This is a genomic window from Siminovitchia sp. FSL H7-0308 (genome assembly GCF_037980985.1).
GTDB classification, from domain to species: Bacteria; Bacillota; Bacilli; order Bacillales; family Bacillaceae_C; genus Siminovitchia; species Siminovitchia thermophila.
On the sequence record NZ_CP150282.1, the window covers coordinates 3573475 to 3592905 of the forward strand.

At 40.9% G+C, this 19431-nt stretch carries 16 protein-coding genes; 5 read left to right on the forward strand and 11 right to left on the reverse strand.

The window, feature by feature from the left end:
* Window positions 1-76 precede the first annotated feature (76 nt).
* Both MHB50_RS16915 and MHB50_RS16920 read right to left on the reverse strand, forming a co-directional pair.
* On the reverse strand, window positions 77-835 hold the full coding sequence (locus MHB50_RS16915) for a gamma-glutamyl-gamma-aminobutyrate hydrolase family protein (RefSeq protein WP_340084267.1): 759 nt from the start codon (window positions 833-835) through the stop codon (window positions 77-79).
* A gap of 380 nt (window positions 836-1215) precedes the next feature.
* On the reverse strand, window positions 1216-2835 hold the full coding sequence (locus MHB50_RS16920; protein WP_340084269.1) for a D-aminoacylase: 1620 nt from the start codon (window positions 2833-2835) through the stop codon (window positions 1216-1218).
* Window positions 2836-3140: 305 nt separating this feature from the next.
* On the opposite strand from MHB50_RS16920, the gene MHB50_RS16925 reads away from it, so the two are divergent.
* A complete protein-coding gene (locus tag MHB50_RS16925; protein ID WP_340084270.1) occupies window positions 3141-4520 on the forward strand; it encodes an acyclic terpene utilization AtuA family protein in 1380 nt (459 codons plus the stop codon).
* A gap of 11 nt (window positions 4521-4531) precedes the next feature.
* Entirely contained in the window at window positions 4532-4858 is a 327-nt protein-coding gene (locus MHB50_RS16930; protein ID WP_077111473.1) for a DUF4387 domain-containing protein, read from the forward strand.
* 77 nt (window positions 4859-4935) lie between these two features.
* On the opposite strand, the gene MHB50_RS16935 is transcribed toward MHB50_RS16930, so the two are convergent.
* Complete coding sequence (locus MHB50_RS16935) at window positions 4936-5673, reverse strand: GntR family transcriptional regulator (protein ID WP_340084271.1); 738 nt, start codon at window positions 5671-5673, stop codon at window positions 4936-4938.
* Window positions 5674-6272: 599 nt separating this feature from the next.
* Here MHB50_RS16935 and MHB50_RS16940 point away from each other — a divergent pair.
* Window positions 6273-7607: a c-type cytochrome gene (locus MHB50_RS16940; protein ID WP_077111476.1), complete on the forward strand. Its 1335-nt coding sequence runs from the start codon at window positions 6273-6275 to the stop codon at window positions 7605-7607.
* A gap of 1 nt (window position 7608) precedes the next feature.
* Window positions 7609-8676: a cytochrome c class I gene (locus MHB50_RS16945; RefSeq protein WP_139345620.1), complete on the forward strand. Its 1068-nt coding sequence runs from the start codon at window positions 7609-7611 to the stop codon at window positions 8674-8676.
* A 115-nt stretch (window positions 8677-8791) separates the two neighbouring features.
* Here the strand turns inward: MHB50_RS16945 and MHB50_RS16950 are convergent, their stop codons facing one another.
* The 7 genes from MHB50_RS16950 to MHB50_RS16980 form a co-directional block, all read right to left on the reverse strand.
* On the reverse strand, window positions 8792-9199 hold the full coding sequence (locus MHB50_RS16950; RefSeq protein ID WP_077111477.1) for a helix-turn-helix transcriptional regulator: 408 nt from the start codon (window positions 9197-9199) through the stop codon (window positions 8792-8794).
* Window positions 9200-9472: 273 nt separating this feature from the next.
* Window positions 9473-10195, reverse strand: a complete 723-nt coding sequence (locus tag MHB50_RS16955) for an ABC transporter ATP-binding protein (RefSeq protein WP_077111478.1) — start codon at window positions 10193-10195, stop codon at window positions 9473-9475.
* Complete coding sequence (locus MHB50_RS16960; protein ID WP_083717478.1) at window positions 10185-11009, reverse strand: ABC transporter permease subunit; 825 nt, start codon at window positions 11007-11009, stop codon at window positions 10185-10187. Before MHB50_RS16960 ends, MHB50_RS16955 begins: the two co-directional genes overlap by 11 nt.
* 89 nt (window positions 11010-11098) lie before the next feature.
* Window positions 11099-11701: a nitrous oxide reductase accessory protein NosL gene (locus tag MHB50_RS16965; protein WP_340084272.1), complete on the reverse strand. Its 603-nt coding sequence runs from the start codon at window positions 11699-11701 to the stop codon at window positions 11099-11101.
* A gap of 2 nt (window positions 11702-11703) precedes the next feature.
* On the reverse strand, window positions 11704-12990 hold the full coding sequence (locus MHB50_RS16970) for a NosD domain-containing protein (RefSeq protein ID WP_077111479.1): 1287 nt from the start codon (window positions 12988-12990) through the stop codon (window positions 11704-11706).
* Between the two features lie 989 nt (window positions 12991-13979).
* Window positions 13980-14741, reverse strand: coding sequence for a MerR family transcriptional regulator (locus tag MHB50_RS16975; protein ID WP_077111480.1), 762 nt, complete (start codon window positions 14739-14741; stop codon window positions 13980-13982).
* A gap of 566 nt (window positions 14742-15307) precedes the next feature.
* Window positions 15308-16315: a hypothetical protein gene (locus MHB50_RS16980; RefSeq protein WP_139345621.1), complete on the reverse strand. Its 1008-nt coding sequence runs from the start codon at window positions 16313-16315 to the stop codon at window positions 15308-15310.
* Between the two features lie 940 nt (window positions 16316-17255).
* Here MHB50_RS16980 and MHB50_RS16985 point away from each other — a divergent pair.
* Window positions 17256-18161 carry a LysR family transcriptional regulator gene (locus tag MHB50_RS16985; RefSeq protein WP_205179552.1) on the forward strand — a complete coding sequence of 302 codons (906 nt, stop codon included), beginning with the start codon at window positions 17256-17258 and terminating at the stop codon, window positions 18159-18161.
* A 410-nt stretch (window positions 18162-18571) separates the two neighbouring features.
* Here MHB50_RS16985 and MHB50_RS16990 read toward each other — a convergent pair whose 3' ends face one another.
* Window positions 18572-19414 (reverse strand): LPXTG cell wall anchor domain-containing protein, encoded by an 843-nt coding sequence (locus MHB50_RS16990; protein ID WP_340084273.1) that lies wholly within the window; start codon window positions 19412-19414, stop codon window positions 18572-18574.
* Window positions 19415-19431 lie beyond the last annotated feature (17 nt).

Consider the following 19431-nt stretch of genomic DNA (forward strand, 5'->3'; position numbering starts at 1 on the left):
CTCTCAGAAATTTTGATGTTATTTTTGCTAGTCTATCGTCGTTCAACAAACCAAAATAACAAAAATATCAAATAATTTACTTGTGAATCGACTGTTTCTTCATTGCCTCGTTTTTAGCTTCATTTATAAAACGTTGAAATAAACTGACCGAATTGTTATCACGGCTTATTAATTGTTCCGGATGGAACTGTACACCGACAAAAAATGTCTTGTCATGAGCTTCCACCGCTTCAATGATGCCATCAGTCTGATTAGTTGCCGAAACTTTTAATGATGCAGGCAGTTTTTTTGCCGCTTGGGTATGGTAGCTATTTACTTTCCATTCCTTACTTTCAGTAATTTCATCCAATAAGGTATTCGGCATTATTTCGACGGTGTCCCAGTCACTTATACCATCTTTGCCTGAATGGTTTTTGATTGGTTGGTTTGTAATTTCGCCGCCAAGAACTTCCACAATCATCTGGTGGCCCCGGCAAACCCCCATTACTGGCAGGTCCTTTAGCCAAGCTTCCTTTATGAGTGCAGATTCAAATTCATACCGATGTCTCTGTTGCTCAATCAAACAGGGCACATATTCATCAGTAGGGTTGATGCCAATGTCGCCGCCGCCTGACAACAAAAACCCGTCTAATTGATTCACTATTTGATTGATGACGCCCTCTTCTTCATGAACACTCTGAGGAGGCAAAATAAAAGGAATGCCCCCCAATTGGCAAATCGCATGGATGTATGAACGTCCTATGTAATAAAAATCAGGTATAAAATCTTGCTCATGCTTCTTCTTTGGCCATGTTTCATTACTCCAGGCCGCGCTTACTCCAATAACTGGTCTCATCTTAATTCTCCTTTACTTTTGGAATGAAATGTATAAGTAACCCCTTACATTACATCCCAAGCTATTTTCGATCATACATTTGGCTTTTCTTACATTAGATTTCGGAGCATGTTTGATAAAATAGTCAAAATATATAAATTTATTACTAAAACCATCTATTAGAAGAAGAGAGAATAAAAGTTGTTATATCCCGTAATAACAAAAATGCACTAAATAACATGTGGTTATTACCTCTATTAAACCATATTCTATTTATTGGAGTCAATTATTTTTTCGAACGATCTCCAAGATCACTAAAACGACGCAACCCATAAACTAATATCGTAAATATGAATGGGTTGAAGTCGTATGTGATCCTCCAACCCAACCTAGCCCTATTTTTAACGCTTTAACACTTTTCCAGGCAAGCTCCCAGTATGCTTCCCATTTTCCACTACGACTTCCCCGTTTACGATCACGTAATCTATCCCCTGCGGGTATTGATGTGAATCTTCAAATGTGGCAGTATCTATGATCGTATCTTTGTTAAAAATACATATATCGGCATAATATCCTTCTTTTAATTGTCCCCGTTTTTGTATTTGCATTTTTTGTGCCGGAAGAGACGTGCATTTCCTTATGGCCTCTTCTAAACTCAGGATTTGTTTTTCTCGAACATAATGACCCAGAATTTTGGGATAAGTCCCATAGTACCGCGGGTGTACCGCCCCTCTTCCTAGTTCCCCATACGGAGCAACAGCTCTACCGTCACTAGATAGCATTGCCCTTTCATGTTGCATGAAAGCTTCTACATCTGCCTCACTCATGGCAAAGTATATGGCCTTTATTCCGCCCTCTTCCTCTATCAATAAGTTAACAATGGCGTCGTATGGCGTGACTTCCATGTCTTCCGCAACTTGAGCGAGATTCTGACCTTCATACTTTTGATTCTTTTCTGATTTTAAGAGCGCGATCCTCATATCTTTCCAACTACTTCCAATGAGCGGATTATCCCAATCGCCATGTTCTGATTTCATGTCTTGTACGACTCGTTTGCGAAAATCAGCATCTTTGAGCTGCTGAGCCATCTTGACAGCCCCCTGTTCCTTCGCCCATGGAGGAATTAAATCAATTAATCCACTTCCAAAAGCAGCATAAGGATATATGTCAAAATCCACGAGAACTCCTGAATTCCTCGCTTCATCAATCATTTGCAAGGCTTCCTTCGACTTTCCCCAATTAGGCCGATATGCCGCTTTCAAGTGAGTAATCAGCAACGAAACCTGCGATTGTCTTGCAACTGAAATAGATTCAGAGATACTTTCTAAAACATCTCTTCCTTCATTTCTCATGTGGGTGGAGTATACACCGTCAAACTCACTTACTACTTTGCAAAGCTCAATGAGTTCACCTTTACTTGTATACAGCCCCGGGGCATACTCCAGCCCTGAAGATAATCCAAAGATACCGCTTTCTAATTCCTGTCTTAAAAGCCGAAGCATTTCATCCAGTTCTTCCCTTGTAGGCTCTCGTTTTTCAAAGCCCATTACCGACACTTTTAAAGTGCCATGCCCCACCAAAGGCGCAATATTAAACGGAATCCCCTGCTTTTCTATGGCACACTTCATAAAATCCGCTTGACTTTCCCAATTCCAGTTTTCCTTCGTCTTTTCATCCAACAATACTGTATTCGACAAATAACTCATCAGATCATTTTTACGTGCAGCAATGACAGGTCCGGCAGAAAAACCACAATTGCCCTGTACCTCCGTTGTGACTCCTTGCCTGATTTTACTTTCTCCCTTGTTATTAATAAACAATGTCCAATCTGAATTTCCGTGGATGTCAATAAAACCGGGAGAAATAATATGTCCCCGCGCATCAATCGTTTCTTTTGCATCAGCTTGTAAGTCCAAAGCTATTTTAACAATCTTACTATCTTTTATTCCTAAATCGGATACATAGCCTTTTGTCCCAGTGCCGTCAATAATGATCCCATTTTTAATCACTAAATCAAACAATCTTGTGACCTCCTCTTTACATCGTATTTGGGTAGTCATTTTGATACTCTTTACATCCAACGCGAGAAAAATTTAATACCACTATTCAATCACATTATAACAAGTAGGTCAACAACAACTTTTTTGATGTACAAATATATTGCTAAAATAAAGAATTCCCGTCTAATTCACCTGTTATTCATAGCAATAAAACGTGAATTCACCGTATTATTTACATAAATTAATTAAAATTTGACAAATAAAAGACAAATGCTTATGCTGTATTCCAGAGGTTATAACAAGTTGAACTAAAAGGAGGAATTGCATTGAAAAAAGAATTAAGAATTGTCAGCCCAAATGGGCATCTTGGGTTTGCCCCCACCAAAAAAGAAAGTTTTGAGCTGGCGGTGGAAACTTGCCCCGACTATTATTGCGCAGATTCCGGAAGTGACGATATCGGTGCATCCGCATTAGGAGCGGACAAATCGGTAAGTATGTATAAATGGCAGAAACATGACCTCGAATTAATGCTGTTGGCCGCTAGAAAACCAGGGGTTCCCATGATCATTGGGTCCGCTGGCGATACTGGAGCCAACAGCCGGGTGGATATGTATGTGCAAATCATTAAAGATTTGGCAAAAGAGCATCATTTGCCGCCATTCAAAATCGGCTATTTTTATTCCGAAGTTGAAAAGCCTTACTTATACAATAAGCTTGCTAGTGAAGTGACAATTGAAGGGTTGGATGGGCGTCCCCACTTAACGGAAAAAGATATTGATCAAACAGACAGAATTGTAGCAGTAGCCGGCATTCACCCGTTCATTAAAGCATTAGATATGGGAGCGGATGTCGTGATTGGCGGACGTTCAAGCGATGTCGCTGTATTTGCGGCACCGGTCATTCGCGAAGGCTTTCCGGAATCACACGCATATTACTTGGGTAAAGTGTTGGAGTGTGCGTCTTTTTGCGCCGAACCATATGGAGCAAAAGAAAGTGTCATAGGGACGATCACGCATGATGACGTGAAAGTAACAGCCATGCACCCCGATCAAAGATGTACGATTGCTTCTGTCGCCGGCCATGCGATGTATGAACGCTCCAATCCGTATTTTGAATATTTTGCCGGTGGCATGTTAGACATGACCAATTGCCAATATGAACAGTTTGACGAAAAGACTTGCCGGATTACCGGTTCAAAATACATACCGATTGAAGGCGACATCAAAGTAAAATTGGAAGGAAGCGGCCTTGTGGGAGAAAAATTTATCGGTATTGCCGGAGTCCGCGATCCTTATACAATCAAAAATATCAATCAAGTCATTGAGTTTGCCCATGAACAAACAGCCAAAGAGTTTGCCGGTATTCCTTACCACTTGAATTTCCGGATTTTTGGAAAAAATGGGGTAATGGGTGATCTGGAACCCGTTAAAGAAATAAAATCACATGAGTTAGGTATTGTTGTGGAAGGAATCACTGATTCAAAAGTGGTGGCTGAAGAGCTTACATTATTTGCAACACGGCAAATATTTTATGCAAAACTGCCTGAAGTGAAAGGGACGGCAGGAACAGCGGCCTATTTAATAGACGATGTCCTTTATGCGGGAAGAACGTATGAATGGACGATGAATCATACAGTTCCTGTTGCAGATCCACTGGAACTTTTTAAAGTTGAAATCACAGAAGTAAACGCAAGTATAAACGTATAGGAGTGATTAGCGTGAAAACAAAGCCATTGCAGGAGTTGGCTAAAACCATACGGTCTAAAAACGCGGGAACCGATAAAATTACATTCGATATTATTTTTGATGATCCCGCTCTATACAAACAAGTTTGTAACAGCAACGTCATTACGAAAAAAAATATCGCGGAATTATACGCGATCCCGGAACATATCATTACTGACTTCGTCCAATACGATCCGGCCAACGCCATTAAATTTACCATTTTAAGAAAACAACCGAGCGGCAGCCCTGGTGATGGAGACATTTTTGGTTCTCAACAATATCCGCCTCTGCTTGATTTACAAATACCTGTAGAACAATAAATTGAAGATAGCCCGGGTTCATCAAAGTACAGCAAGAGCCTTTGATTGTCTTGCTGTACTTATTTTCATTTGATACATCACCACTTTCGGGTGATAAAAAATCTATATTTATCGCCTCTATAATATGATTCTTTATACTCCAAAGGTAGTGTGTCTTGAAATACAATTGAAGTGATGCGCAAAAGAGGAAACCCCGTCTCAACATGTAAAATGTCAGATACATGTTCATTAGCCGCCACCGATTCAAATGTTTGTTCTACATGCGTGGGGGCAAGTTCTACATTTTCATAAAGATCCAAAGTAGAAAAAGGGATATTTTTTTCAATGGCCACGTCTGCGGACTCCTTGATTTTCATGCCAATATTGTACTCAAAGTAGCTGTTATAAAAAACAATGGGACTGTCATCACCCAACCCGACCAATTGCAGGTTTAACACTTTATCCATTACGTCTATGTGCAATAATCGGGATAGCTGGAAGTCACTCGAAATGACCTTTGAGTCATGATATTGAGTAGAAGCTAAAAGTCCTTGCTTTTCTAATGTGGATTTAAAGTTATTGATAGTGGTCAACTCTTGTTGAATTTTTGGTTTGGCCACAAACGTCCCAACACCATGAAGACGTTGAACCAACCCCTCTTTTTCCGCAAGCGAAATCGCTTGTCTAACGGTTATTCGACTGACATTAAATTGCTGGCAAAGTTCCCTTTCAGAGGGAATTTGATCATTATACCGCAACTTGCCATTCTTTATATCATCTTCAATAATACTTTTTAACTGTTCGTAAAGAGGTATTGGATCGTTCCGGTTTAACATAACCTCTGCTCCCATCTTTTATATTATTTACAATACCTATTATAACCAGATCCTTTTTAAAAAACACTTCAAAAGATTTATCATCAATGATCTTCAATGATTCCATGTAACTTCCATATTCACTTTATAGAAAATATAAGTTGTGAAATAGCCGCCCGCTGCTTCTGAAATGCAGGATACATTCTGAAAGAAGTTGTATTAACAAAATCCGCCTTGGCTGTCGCGGATTTTCTCCACTCCGGTCCTCCTATTTCCCAGCTCCCGTGCGTAAAGCTCATCCAACGATTAGCGGTCTTTCCCGCCACCGGAAATACTTCCGCAGATGCGTTCCTTCCAGGCTTTTCTATGAAAACATGTCCAAGGTCATTTCCTGGAAAAAGCAAATTCTTCCTTGAAATATAGAGTCAAAATCCCCCTGATTTTACACTAGTGCGTCCCCCATAAAAGACGCTGGAAATAAAGCAAGATTAAATCATATCCAGGGCTTTCAAGTTCACCAATTGCTCACGGAATATCCTTGTGTATGCCATCCCAATTTAACAGAAACCACACAAGTTTTGCCTACAATGGGGGCAAATACATCAGAGGAGGGAACAGGCATGAACTTTCCTGTTGTGGAATTTCCCTGGCTGGGCAACGGTACAGTCATAGCCATTATTGCCATTGTTCACGTCATCGTCAGCCACGGAGTGGCCATTGGCATTACGACGCTGATGGTTTCCATGGAGCATCGTGCCATCCACACAAACAATGAACAATTGGAATCAGTCGCAAGAAAATGCAGTAAATGGGTTTTAATTTTCACCACTACAGTGGGCGCTATGACGGGAGTTGGAATTTGGTTTTCAACAACCGTTATTCAACCGGATTCAATCGGCTCATTGTTGCGCATCTTTTTCTGGGCATGGTTTGTGGAATGGATCGTTTTTGTCACCGAAGTTGTCCTTTTAATTATCTACTACTTCACATGGGATAAGTGGAAAGGCGCCAAAAAAGTCATTCATAACCGAATTGGAATTGCGCTCGCCATTTTTTCTTGGATTACGGCCGCTATCATTACAGGTATTTTATCCGCCAAACTCACACCCGGCCGCTGGACGGAAACATTGTCTTTCTGGAATGCGTTCTTTAATCCAACGTATATGCCGTCGCTCGCATTTCGGACATTTATCGCTATTATTCTCGGTGTCGCTTTGCTGTCATTTCCTATTAAAATATTTATTAAAAATAAAGAATTGCAACAAGAGATTTTCCGCGTTTTTTCCTTTTGGACCGCGATTTCATTGCCAGGCTTATTAATTACCGGCATATGGTATTTGCAAAGCATTCCGCAAGAAGCATACGACATGATCGTTTGGTCAACTGGTATGACTAAAAATACATTTACCATTATGAATGTCCTTGGGCTTGCCGCTTTTGTCATCTTTGCCTTCTGGATGGTGTTAAGACCGAAAAAACTGCCACTCCTATTATCACTGGCGATTTTTGGAACATCCATGGCCTTCATAGCAGAGTTTGAAGCGGTCCGTGAATCTGTACGAAAGCCATTTATCATTTACAACTATATGTATGCCAACGGCGTTCTCGCAAAAAATGAAGATTTGTACCGTGAAGAAGGCTATTTAAAGCACTCTACTTTTTCACCCGTCAAAGAGGTCACTTCAGACAATCGCGCACAAGCGGGGATGGAACTGTATAAAGGACAGTGTATGGCATGTCATACAGTGGACGGCTGGAGAGAAAAACGCGCTTTTTCCAATAGGCTGAATGGTTGGGATGAGGAAAGCATCGCTTCCTACATTGAAACCCTCCATGAGACAAGGCCGTTTATGCCGCCATTTGTCGGTACAGAGGAAGAAAAAAAAGCCCTTGCCCATTATTTGTCTAAAGTGACTAAAAAAGAGCCGGTGACGGCCGTTTCGGAGGGAAAATGACATGCTGAACCTGTTTTCCATCATACCCAAAGATATCGAGCTGGCGATTCCGGGAAACATTGGATTCTTTGAATTTTTAATCGTGCTAAGCTTCTTGCTGCATATATTATTTGTCAATATTACAGTCGGCTCTTCCGCACTTGCCGTATTTCAAGAAATAAAAGGAATTAAGAAAAAAGACAAGCTGTTTGATGATGCGGCTTTTCAACTGGCAAATCATACATCTGTTTTAAAAAGTATTGCTGTCGTATTGGGTGTAGCACCGCTTCTTCTCATAAGCGTCATCTATACACAATATTTCTACGCCTCAACGATTTTAATCGGAAAAGCGTGGCTCTCGCTAATCATCATTTTAATTGCCGCCTTCTTGATCCTTTATGCATACAAATTTTTGTGGGATCGTATGGCCACTGGTTTCAAAAAAGCGTTTCATATTGTCTTAGGTGCCAGCGGCAGTCTATTACTGCTTTTCGTTCCACTGATTTTCATCGTAAATGTCGTTTCCATGCTTTATCCGGAAATGTGGGAAGGGTCCAAAGGATTCTTTCACGGCCTGTTCTATTACCCGCAAATATGGCAAAGATATTTCCATTTTATTTTGGCCAGCTTTGGTGTGACAGGCATTTATCTATACTTTTGGAACGGCCGATTACAGAAAAAGTTGAACATGAAAGCAATGGATCAGACAGAAAGGCTACAGACGGGAAAGCTATACAAGCACGGGAAAAAACTGGGCTTGCAAGTGGCCATTTGGGCAACGCTGCTGCAATTGGTGTTTGGCACAATCCTTCTCCTGAGCTTTGAGCGTTCTATCATGCTGCTTTATATGGGAGACGATATGTTACTCACAACTCTATTGGTTTCATCCATTTTCCTGACGCTCGCCATGGCCTTTTTCTTATACAAGTTGCAAAAACACGATGTCAAACGCTATTTTGTGCTTGCACTATCGTCCTTCCTGCTTGTGCTCAGCATCATGGGTTGGATGCGCCATGAATTAAGAGAATCGTATTTGAAACCTTATATTGAAGAAAATCCGCGGACAGTACATCAAGCAGACCGTCCGTAACGGATTGCCGACATCATCAATGCAGGGTGGGGAAAAATATGTTATTTCTCCCCCTGTTCACAAAGATGAAGGCCGATTGTTTCCGTGAATCCCATAGTTCTCGGATTGTTTCATTTCAATCCGGGCGGAAGAGAATAACAATAGACCTGACGACATCCGTTAAAAATAAAATGGATAAAAGGCCGATGACCGTAAGGGTATCAGCTAAAGAACCCTCAAACAGAAAAGCCCCAAGAAAAACGAGAACGAGCCCAATATAAGCCCCCGGATCAGAAAACCTCTCAAAAAAAATATCTTCGTCAATCTGGATTTTTTCCTGCAAGTCCCTATCACTTTTTATCAATTCGTCTATGGTTACATCAAACAGCTCACTAATCCGAATCAGATTTTCAATATCGGGATACCCTTTATGATTTTCCCATTTATATACAGCCTGTCGAGACACATTCAATTCCTGAGCCAATTTTTCCTGGGACATGCCGAAGTCTTCTCGTAACTTCTTGAGTTTATCACCAAATTCCAAAAAATCACCTCCATAACATAAGCCTACACAAGTCAGAGGATAAATTGAATAAACGAAACGTTGCAAATGTCAACCAGCAGTTTACATACTGTCTCCTTATGGTAAAAACTCTTGCCCTCTGCTCATTATGAATGGAAAAAACCCTGGAAATAATCCAGGGATATGCAACCATTCATCAATCGCCAAGTATTCTATTGATAGCAATTTTCGGACGAAGTGCCCATACCGATAGCGGCTCATCCAACAAACATGCGTTATTTGCGCTTGTCCCCATCACCCCAAAAATTCGGTGGGGCGACAATGCCGAAACAACTCCAGCATTAAATCTTGGTCATCGTATTGGGAAGCTTCAAAGCGGCTCATGAGCCGCCCATTGTTCATGACGAAGATGATATCAGCGGTTTCGACGGCAACATCCAGCTGATGAGTGGAAAATAAAACGGAAGTTCCTGATTTTTTCACCTTTGAAATAATCTGGACGAACGTGGACATCCAACGGGGATCAAGTCCGTTTGTCGGCTCGTCAAACAACAACAAAGAAGGTTTGCCCATGATGGCTTGGGCGAGAAGAAGACGTTGTTTCATACCTTTTGACAAATTTCCGATCCGATTTTTTCGTTCGTCGATTAATCCGACCGTTTCCAGAGCGCTAGTTACATGGTCCTCGTTGAGGCGGCGGAGTTTGGCATGATATAACAGCCATTCATTGACTGTTGCCACAGCTTGAAAATGATAGTCATCAGGCATGTAACCAAGCGAAGCGGCGTAAGCATAACGGTGTTGGCGATGTTTGAGTCCATTTACCTCGATATGGCCGTCCGTCGGAGGTAAAATGCCGGCTATCATTTTAATCAGCGTGCTTTTTCCCGCACCGTTTCCTCCACATAAGGCGATTGCCTCCCCTTTTTTAATGGAAAAGGAAAGAGGTTTGACCACTTCCGTTTGTTTGTAGCGTTTAACGACGTTGGTGACATTGACGACGATGTCAGAGCCCATGTTTTCGCTTCCTTTCGGTCTTCATGATGGCAACGGTTAAATGGAAAGAGACAAAGATCAGGACATACAGGGCAAGCAAGACATGACCCATCCGGCTGTTGAGCGCGGTCATTAATTCATAGTACGGTTGGCCAAAAATGGCTCCCCCGCCCAGCCAGTTCGTAAACAAAATGCGCAACACTTCTGCGGGATTCAGCAGTGTAAACAATTGTAGTGCCGCCGAAACAACACCAAACGGCAAAAACCCAAGGACACCAATCAGCAAAGAGGGCCAAACCATGATCAATACAAACCAGACCGCAACAGCGGCCATCAGGGATTGCCAACGTGTAGCGGAAAAAGCGCCGATGGCGAAACCGAGTGCCAGAAAAACAGCGGCAAGCAAAACAGTAAATAGATACAGCAAAAGAAATTCGCGCAGCGACATCGCCACTCCCGCAAACAGCCCTATCATGTTGGCAAGTCCAAAGCTAAACGTAATGATGATCCACTGAGCCGCATATTGTCCGGCAAATTTCCCCACAATATAGGATGCTGTCGTTAAGGGGTACGCCATTACCAATTCAAAGCGCTTATCCTCTTTTTCTTGCGTTAAGGACAAAGCTCCCAAAAACAACGTCATTAAAGGCAGCAAATACAGAACAATGTTCATCATGGTTGCCGAAAGCTGTGTATAGCCCGCCATCCCATCAACTTGATGAAGTATGAGAAAGATCATTACACACGTAAAAGTAAATAAGAATAAAAAGGTATAAAAGGAACGCTGCTTTAATGCAGTACGCCATTCATGCGCGAAAACGGTCAACATATCCATCCTTTATTCTCCTTCAACATCAACACCCTGTTTTTTACAACAACAGCAACTCCCTGCACATTCGGCAGCGAAGGTTGCCCCAATAAGGTTTATTCGTGCTGTTCCCCGTCATCTTGGCCATGAACCTCGTGTTCATGATCATCACCCTGCTCTTTTTCATCGCCGCCTTTATCATGACTGCCCCCGTTTCCATGATCTTGGTGGCCGTGATCCATCATTTCCTTATTTCGCTTCCAAGAATGACTTTTTAAATCTTCTGCCGTAAGCAATTGGCCTTTTCCTTCTTTTTCAATGAGCGCTTCCGCGTCTGCTTTGTCCTTAAATGAGTACATGCCATACGCCATCGGTGTTTTGAAAGATGCGTCATATACATATGTCGCATCATCATATGAGATCCACTCTTTCGTGTCAAAATCACGGACAAACACGGCTTCGGTTTCTTTATCATCATTCTCCAACAGCCAGTCTTTCACCATACAGCCAATATCGTCAAACATTAACGTTTCCCCATCTTTCAGGGCAATTTGTGTCGCAAACTGATCATCGGCGACATTCATATGGCAGATGTCACACTTATCAACTCCTTCATCGACTTCTTTTGGCTCCACCGCTGCTTCTTTTTTTCCACATGCGGCCGCCACAATAGAGATGGACAGCAATAAAATAAATAAATACATCCGTTTTTGTTTCATTGTCATTTCCTCCCAACTATAAAAAAGGTCATACTCGCGCACAAAAAGATCAGGCTCATCCATATTCTCCCGCTATAACGCGTTTCAGACGACTTTGTTTGCGCCATCACCGGTTTGGCCCGGGGCGCTTCATCAAAAACCAGCTGTTCCGGATCACCCTTGAACACTTGTTTTAACAATGTGATTCCCGGGGCATGGAACAACAACTGATAAGCAGGGTTTTTTTTCACAATCGTTAAAAAATAGGGATCGAGCGGATGGCTTAGCTCACTGCTTCCGTCCCCGTTTACATCTAGTACGGCGGCATCGTCCCAATAATTGTTGCGGACATCATTCGAAAAGATACCAAATGCCTGGCCGGGAACAATGTTGGCGATAAAGTCATTTCCGGTTAATGTATTTTGAATGGCTTCTTTTACCTGCAAGCCAATAAAGTTCATCGCGATCTCATTCGATATGAACCGGTTCTGCTCACTGCTTTCCAAGTAAACTCCCACACGATTATGGTTTAAGCGGTTAGAGTCAAAGACCGAATCAAACACATTAAATACAAGCAACCCCTGGGCATGGACATGCCTATCATTATATGACGCATCGTTTCCCTTCACTTCAACACGCTCCGACTCCATGATCATCAATCCGGTTATATTATGACGGGCATTGTTTTGCAAAACTCGTGTTCCTTCGGTAAACATCAGGTGGATACCATAACGGGAATATGTAATCGTATTTTGCTGAATGACATTATAATGGCTGTGGTCGACATAAATGCCGTCTTGGACATTTTGAATAGTAGATGCCGTAATGGTGTTTCGATGAGCTTGATAAAGATCAATCCCATTAAAAGCGTGTAACTCGCCTTCCGCTTCCGGTTGCCCAGTCACTTGGATGTTTTCCAACACATTATCCGCGGCCTGGAAAAGTTGGATGCCAATAGAATTTGTTTCCACTTTCATATCGCGTAATTGGTGCTTCATCCCGGTCATTTTAACCGCAGTTTCCGCCTCTGCAGACAGGCTTTTCACATGGATATTTTCTAATTGAACCCCTTGTCCTTCTATCGTGATGGCTGGCTGTTTGCCCGATGCCTGAATGATGGCCGGTTCAGTCGCTTTGATCGTCAATGGCTTCGAAATGATGACTGGACCCTCATAGATACAACCATCCAATGAAATGGTGCCATATGGCGGAGACTCGTCAATCTGTTGTTGTAAAGAGGTCGAGGCATATCCGGAATGAACCGGCAATAGAAACAACCAAGCAAAACACGCCAAGATGAAAATCCGCATGAACCACTCCTTCCTTTCCAAACAGCCCTAGACAGTTTTGATGTCGTGGTTTATGAAGTACACTGTATCGCTAACATATGTTGCCAATGTGATAAACAAATGACAAAATAGCAACAAAGACATGAAAGAGCGGCTTATGCTACTGTTCGTATACTCCGGAGACTTTTAAGCTTTTGGATTAAAAAATAGCATCGACTTGTTTGTCATACGTATTGTTAAACGATCATCATGAAGGTGAAATTCATTTCTCACTAACACGCAGTTTTGATTTCGGCCGCTATCCCACTTTTTCACGAAAAGCGCTTAAAGAAATGAACTGAAAGCTAAAAAGACAACAATATGAATAAAGATAATAGGAAGGTGATATTCGAAATGGAGGATAATTGGTTTCTAGTAAGCCTATTGTATAAATCAGTGAAGTCAGGTGAACAAAATGTGCCTCCTGAACTAGAAAAGGCTTGGACATAAGTTTGAAGAAATATATGAAGAAAGACATTATTTAATTAGAGCAAAAGATCGAGATCATGCCGAATGGAGTGGTCAGCAACTCGGAAGCCAACATGAACATTCCTATAAAAACATTTATGGTGAACAAGTTTTATGGAAATATGAGAGGTTATTAGAATGCTATGAGGTTGATGAAAAATTGGGAGATGGAGCAGAAATATACTCTCGTTACATTGTCAGCCCCAAGGGTACTACTCCTAATGAAATAGTCGAGAAATATTCCAGAGGAGTGAATAAGGTAATCATTCAAACCGCTGAATACAACGAAAAGATGGTGTGAAAGGAACTCGTATCACCTTCTCCAAACAGGATAGCTCATTGGCTGAAGCAAACAGATTTAGATAGGGCAAGGTACATTCTGGATTGAATCAAGAGTTGACTCTAGATTATGCGGCAAGCCAACTCCATTTTATTGTACATCACTAGCCGAGCTTCTTGATGTGGATGTCAAGTTCATAAAAACAAGCGAACGGCAACAAAGATTACTCTTTTTCGTAACGCTCCAGATAAAACGCCAGCGCCTGATTCAACCATTCCTCTTCTTCTTCTGAAAATGGCGTAATTGCCCATTTTTCCAATTCATCGTTCGGCATCTTTTCCATGGGTGGCAAACGCTTGAACGTCTCTTCCCCTATATATTCGAGAACCGATTCTACATACTCCTTGAGGAATTGCTGAACTTGCGCATCTTCTATCGGCCGGCCGTAAAGTTCCTTCACACCTTTACAAAATTCGATATACGCCTGATCAAGCGCAAGTTTCTCTTGCTTTGTTTTACTGAAAACCGAATCAAGGGCGTCTTTGGGAATAGATTTTTCTGCCCATTGCCGTTGTTCTTTCTCTGTTTGGAAGGCCCGAATCAAGCTCATCAACACCGCGCCATCCACCTCTTCCTGTTGTTCCAACAATTTCATTGTCCGATCAATCGTTGTTAACGTCGTTTCTATTCGTTCTTTTTCCGCTTTTAAGCTCTCTTTTTGTAACTGAAGCGTTTCTTTAAGCCCCAGATCAAATGATTTCTCCGTAAGCAACTTCTTGATTTCTTCCAATCGATAGCCGAGAGATTGAAACGTCACAATTTTTTGGAGCTCGCTTGCATCTTTATGACTGTACAGTCGATGACCTGAACTTTTATCTTTCCTGGGAGTCAACAAATTCATCTCATCATAATAATGGAGCGTCCGAACTGGAATACCCGTTTTTTCCGAAAACTCCCCGATACGATAAAACTTTTCCCGACTCATAAACGATCTCTCCTTTCCTTTTTTGGCATCTCATTCATTCACCATTATAAAACCTACGGTTACTGTAGGTTCAAGGGATAAATACCATAAAGAGAAGAAGAGTTGTACGTTGGTTCACTCTTTTTTTGTATGGCTCAGCTTTTATATTCCATTGAAAATAAAAACCCTTTGTTTTTCCGCTGAGTCGTACATTTTCTTATTACCAAAGATTTATTCAATCACCATGTACGATCATTTTCAGGTTAAAATAAGGCCATCTTTTATTCGAAAAGCTGCAAATAGAATCGTTAACCGACAAAACTTCTGCATTCTCAAAAAGTCAAAAATGGTAGTAATATGTATAGCCAGTTTTAGAAAAAAAGAGTCTGCTAAATCTCAAAAAGCAGACTCTTTGGAATTTGAACATACTGGCCTAGGTGGTTATTTTTATTTTTCTATATGTCTTTTATTTATTGTTAATATCGTCGTTTCTTCCCATTCTTTCCGTTGACAAAATACAGTTTAGTGAAATAACCGTAATATGCTTGCTATTTCCTCAGGACGATGGAGTTTACATATTCAAGACTTTATTTGTGAAGCACTATATAACTTGGCAAAATGCTTAAAGTGTAATTTTTTTGACTCAGCTGCGTGCTTTCAATTGCGGTTACTCGAATATAATACTGACCTGAAATTAGATTTTCATACGTTACGTAACCTGAGGAATCCATAGGGACTTTCCTTAATTGGTTGTTGACCAGTCGATATAGCTCAACTTTATAACCTGCCTGTTGAGATATAGAATCTAATGTCAGTTGGATCCCTACATAACTCTTAGATTCGGGAACCGTAAAAGAAAACCAGTCATTATCCACTAAAGAATCCATGGACCGCATATTAATTTTGGTTGGTCCTTGGGGGATGGAAGGTATCGAGAACTTCAAAGCAGTTCTTACGTTTTCATCTGGCTCATAAATGTCCGAATTTTTATTGATACCTACATGCAACGTAAATGGTTGGTCGGTACTCGAACCTTTTTCAGAAACGACAAAAGCGGCATACTTTTTCTTCTCTGATGTGTTATAGTCACCTACGTTTTCAGGCGCTGTCCCTTCCGTGCCGTTTAGATAGGTACGATTTTGCGATACGTCCACCAATGTCATAGATAAATTATCAGGGTTTACTTCATAAAGGTATAAATCATAGTCTAACTCGTTTGAATTTGGTGAATCCAACTGTACATTCAAGACATGGCCTGGTTCAACAGTAATAGGATATAGATATTTATATTGTCCTTCTTCTGTCAAATAGTCAGTGAAGTTTAAGTACAATCCATTTTGATTCGCAGCGTCAGGCTCTGTTAATTGAAGTTGCTCCGCTCCCTCAATGCTGTTCGATTGCTCCATTTGAAAAGAACGATCTAAATCAGTTAAATCACGTGGTTGAGGAACAGAGAAAGATTCAATATAATTTTCAGACATTTCCCCATCTTTTTTTACTTGAGCGTAGGCTGATGAAGTATTCGCTAAAAACAAAAATAAACTGCAGACAATGAGCAAATAAAATAGTTTATTAAATCTGATTTTTGAAGTCAATTGTAATTCCTCCTCATTTTTTATAATAACCATGCAACACTAAACAACATTTTCCTCCTTTCTCCATTTGTAAAAACTTTTAAAATAAACTAATTTTAAAAGTATAAATCTATTATAAACTAAATTCCAAATAAAATTAATAACTTTTAATAATTTGTATTTTATTTATTTATAGAAAGTGGTATAAAAAGAGAATGCCCCCTACCATTTCTAGTATATAAAAAGCGCTAAAAAACCTCGGCCATAATGGAATAGACTGCATTATAGCAAGGACTTGTATTGATCGTGTCCAGATGGAAATGGAGTTGGTTTTTGTCTATTAGACTGATCAAAAAAACCGGAGAGATGACTTTTGAAATATACAGACAAACTAATAATCGCATTGAATATTTCGGTTTTATATTAGTTTTAGGGATTTAACATTTATCAAATTAGTGAATTTCAACATTGTTTTCTAAGTCTAAAATACAAATATTACATATATTCTGAATAATATAGACAGATCCTGCCTCCGGGATTAGCTTGCGCCGAAGGTCCCGCAGAAGCGAAGCGGCGAGGAAAAAGCAGACTAGTGGAAACCGTCCGCCTGTAGAAATGCAAGTATGAAATCTGTAACATTGGCATGTTCGCTTTTTTAGGCATTACACAGAATGATGAAATAGGTTCAAATGTTAATGAACACTGCACTTTAGTTCATTGTAAACTTTTACAAGATAAAAGAAGTCAATAAGCGCAAGAAATGAATTTGAAATTTGCTTTCTATTAGGTAAGCAGTGGATTTTTCGCCGCCTGATCATCTGAGCAGCAGCTTTTTCAAGTCATTCCTCTTAAAAGAAGACGGGGATTTGTACTCTATCACTCAGTGGTATATCATGGAAAGTGTTCTCCATTACGCTCTGTAGATGCTATACGGAGATTAAGCAAGGAGGAAAATGGTCGTATGAACCTTGATGCTTTTAGGTATTTTTTGGAAGTAGCCAAACAGAAAAACTTCAGCAATGCGGCACAAAAGCTATATATTTCCCAACCTGCTTTGAGCCAGCAAATCGTGTCGCTTGAAAAGCAACTTGGTATAAAACTGCTGCGCAGAACAACGAGAAAGGTTACCTTGACGGAAGAAGGAGAATATTTATACAAAAAGCTTGCATCTTCTTTTGAAATGATCGAATCAACCATTCAATATATCAAAGAAAATAAAATCGTACCAAAAGCAAAAATGAATATTGCGACTGTCCCGACGGCTGCGAGCCTGTATATTCCCAATCTGTTTAAAAAGATGATTCTCGAATTCCCCGAAGTGGAATTTTATTTGCATGAAACGACCTCGTCCCAAGCGATTGAATTGGTCAGAAATGACAAATACCATCTCGCTCTTATTCGTACCCCCATCCAAAAAAACGAGATGTTGAAAGAGGGGATGAAGATGGTGGAGTTCAGCAGACAGCCCCTTCAACTTGTCGTGTCGGTGGAGCATCCGCTTGCCTCCAAACAATCAATTCATTTGGAAGAGGTAAGAGACGAAAATTTCATTCATTATGATAAAGAACAGGCCTCTTCTCTCCATTATCTTGTGGAAAGAGCCTGTACAATGGCCGACTTTACACCAAAAAGAATTTGTACGGTATCCGAGCTATTTACCGCCATCAACTTGGTGTCTAATAATGTTGGTGTAGCTTTCATTCCAAAAGAGATGGTCGATATTTTACAAACGGGAAAAATTCGGGCTCTGCCGATCAGCGATATGGAGTTATCAAGCTCCATTTCGGCCATATGGAAAGATGATGACTATTTGCCGTTACTCACCAGCCGTATCTTGGACATTCTGCAAAGTGATTTTACCATCTGATATTTTAGCTCTGCAAATGTACATACTGGCAGAATAATTCAGTTTATGTGGCAAGCCGCTTAAACAATGACATGTAGGCGCGCAGATATAGTCAATACAGTTCAGTTCAGCTCAGATTCAGTCAGCCCTCGCGATGATGCAAAGGGCGATTTTTCAACCCATTTCCCCTTGAGGCGGGCACGATCATTATGCCTTGATGACCTTTTATCTGTTTGGGCGGGGAACCACCTTTCCTTTGCAAAAATAGGAATTTGACGAACAACTTCATGCCAATAGAGCCCAATGTTAAAAAGGGAAAAATGCCATTCCAAATCAAAAAAGCCGTTACTTCCCGAGATTTATTTCCAGGAAAGTAACGGCTTATTTAAAAATAAACAATCTTCGAGCTTACCAATCTATCCAACTTTCAATTACTGTTTCCGGGACTTTCTTCTCCCCAAATAGACAAATCCACCACCGACGGCGATCAATCCAATGCCAATGACAATCAAGTTCCCGATGGATGTAGCCGTATTAGGAAGCTTGTCCCCATCTTTTCCTTCGTTACTCGATCCTGTTGAATCTTCTGTTTGACTCTTTTTGTCTGCATCAGAAGAACCATCATTGTTACCATTCTCATTTCCGTCATTTCCTTTTGGTTGATTGCTGCCGTCATTGTCGTCTGGCTTTTGTCCATTACCTCCATCACCATCGTTATGATCTCCAGGTTTATCACCTTTTCCATCTCCAGGATCTTTCCCGTCTCCCGGACCTTCTCCATCTCCCGGATCTTCTCCATCTCCCGGATCTTCTCCGTCTCCCGGATCTTCTCCGTCTCCCGGATCTTCTCCGTCTCCTGGACCTTCTCCATCTCCCGGATCTTCTCCAGGGGTTGTTGGGTCTTTAGGATCGGTCGGGTCTGTCGGTTTTTCAGCTTCTGGATGATAAATGGTTTCATGCTCAATTTTTTTACCATCAGCAGTTAATGTTACAACAAAAGGAGCGTCTGGCGATAACGCCTCTTTTGTCGTAAATGTTAGGTTGTAGTTGCCTTTATCATCGGCAGTAAACTCATCGATATACATTAACGTGTTTGAAGATTGTTCTTTTCCTTCAAAAACGGATAATGTCATCGTTTTATTTGCACTACTGGCATCTTGTCCGGTTATTGTAAATGTCCCGTCGTTATTGTGAATCGTTTCTGCCTTTAAGGTTAAAGGAGTGATGAAACTAAAGAGAACCATAACGACAAAGACATAGATCGTTTTCTTCATCGGAACCTCCATCTATT

Coding starts and splice junctions, on each gene's coding strand:
- MHB50_RS16915 (WP_340084267.1), bottom strand. CDS start 835: ATGAGACCAGTTATTGGAGTAAGCGCGGCCTGGAGTAATGAAACATGG.
- MHB50_RS16935 (WP_340084271.1), bottom strand. CDS start 5,673: ATGTTAAACCGGAACGATCCAATACCTCTTTACGAACAGTTAAAAAGT.
- MHB50_RS16940 (WP_077111476.1), top strand. CDS start 6,273: ATGAACTTTCCTGTTGTGGAATTTCCCTGGCTGGGCAACGGTACAGTC.
- MHB50_RS16945 (WP_139345620.1), top strand. CDS start 7,609: ATGCTGAACCTGTTTTCCATCATACCCAAAGATATCGAGCTGGCGATT.
- MHB50_RS16955 (WP_077111478.1), bottom strand. CDS start 10,195: ATGGGCTCTGACATCGTCGTCAATGTCACCAACGTCGTTAAACGCTAC.
- MHB50_RS16960 (WP_083717478.1), bottom strand. CDS start 11,009: ATGGATATGTTGACCGTTTTCGCGCATGAATGGCGTACTGCATTAAAG.
- MHB50_RS16965 (WP_340084272.1), bottom strand. CDS start 11,701: ATGAAACAAAAACGGATGTATTTATTTATTTTATTGCTGTCCATCTCT.
- MHB50_RS16970 (WP_077111479.1), bottom strand. CDS start 12,990: ATGCGGATTTTCATCTTGGCGTGTTTTGCTTGGTTGTTTCTATTGCCG.
- MHB50_RS16975 (WP_077111480.1), bottom strand. CDS start 14,741: ATGAGTCGGGAAAAGTTTTATCGTATCGGGGAGTTTTCGGAAAAAACG.
- MHB50_RS16985 (WP_205179552.1), top strand. CDS start 17,256: ATGAACCTTGATGCTTTTAGGTATTTTTTGGAAGTAGCCAAACAGAAA.
- MHB50_RS16990 (WP_340084273.1), bottom strand. CDS start 19,414: ATGAAGAAAACGATCTATGTCTTTGTCGTTATGGTTCTCTTTAGTTTC.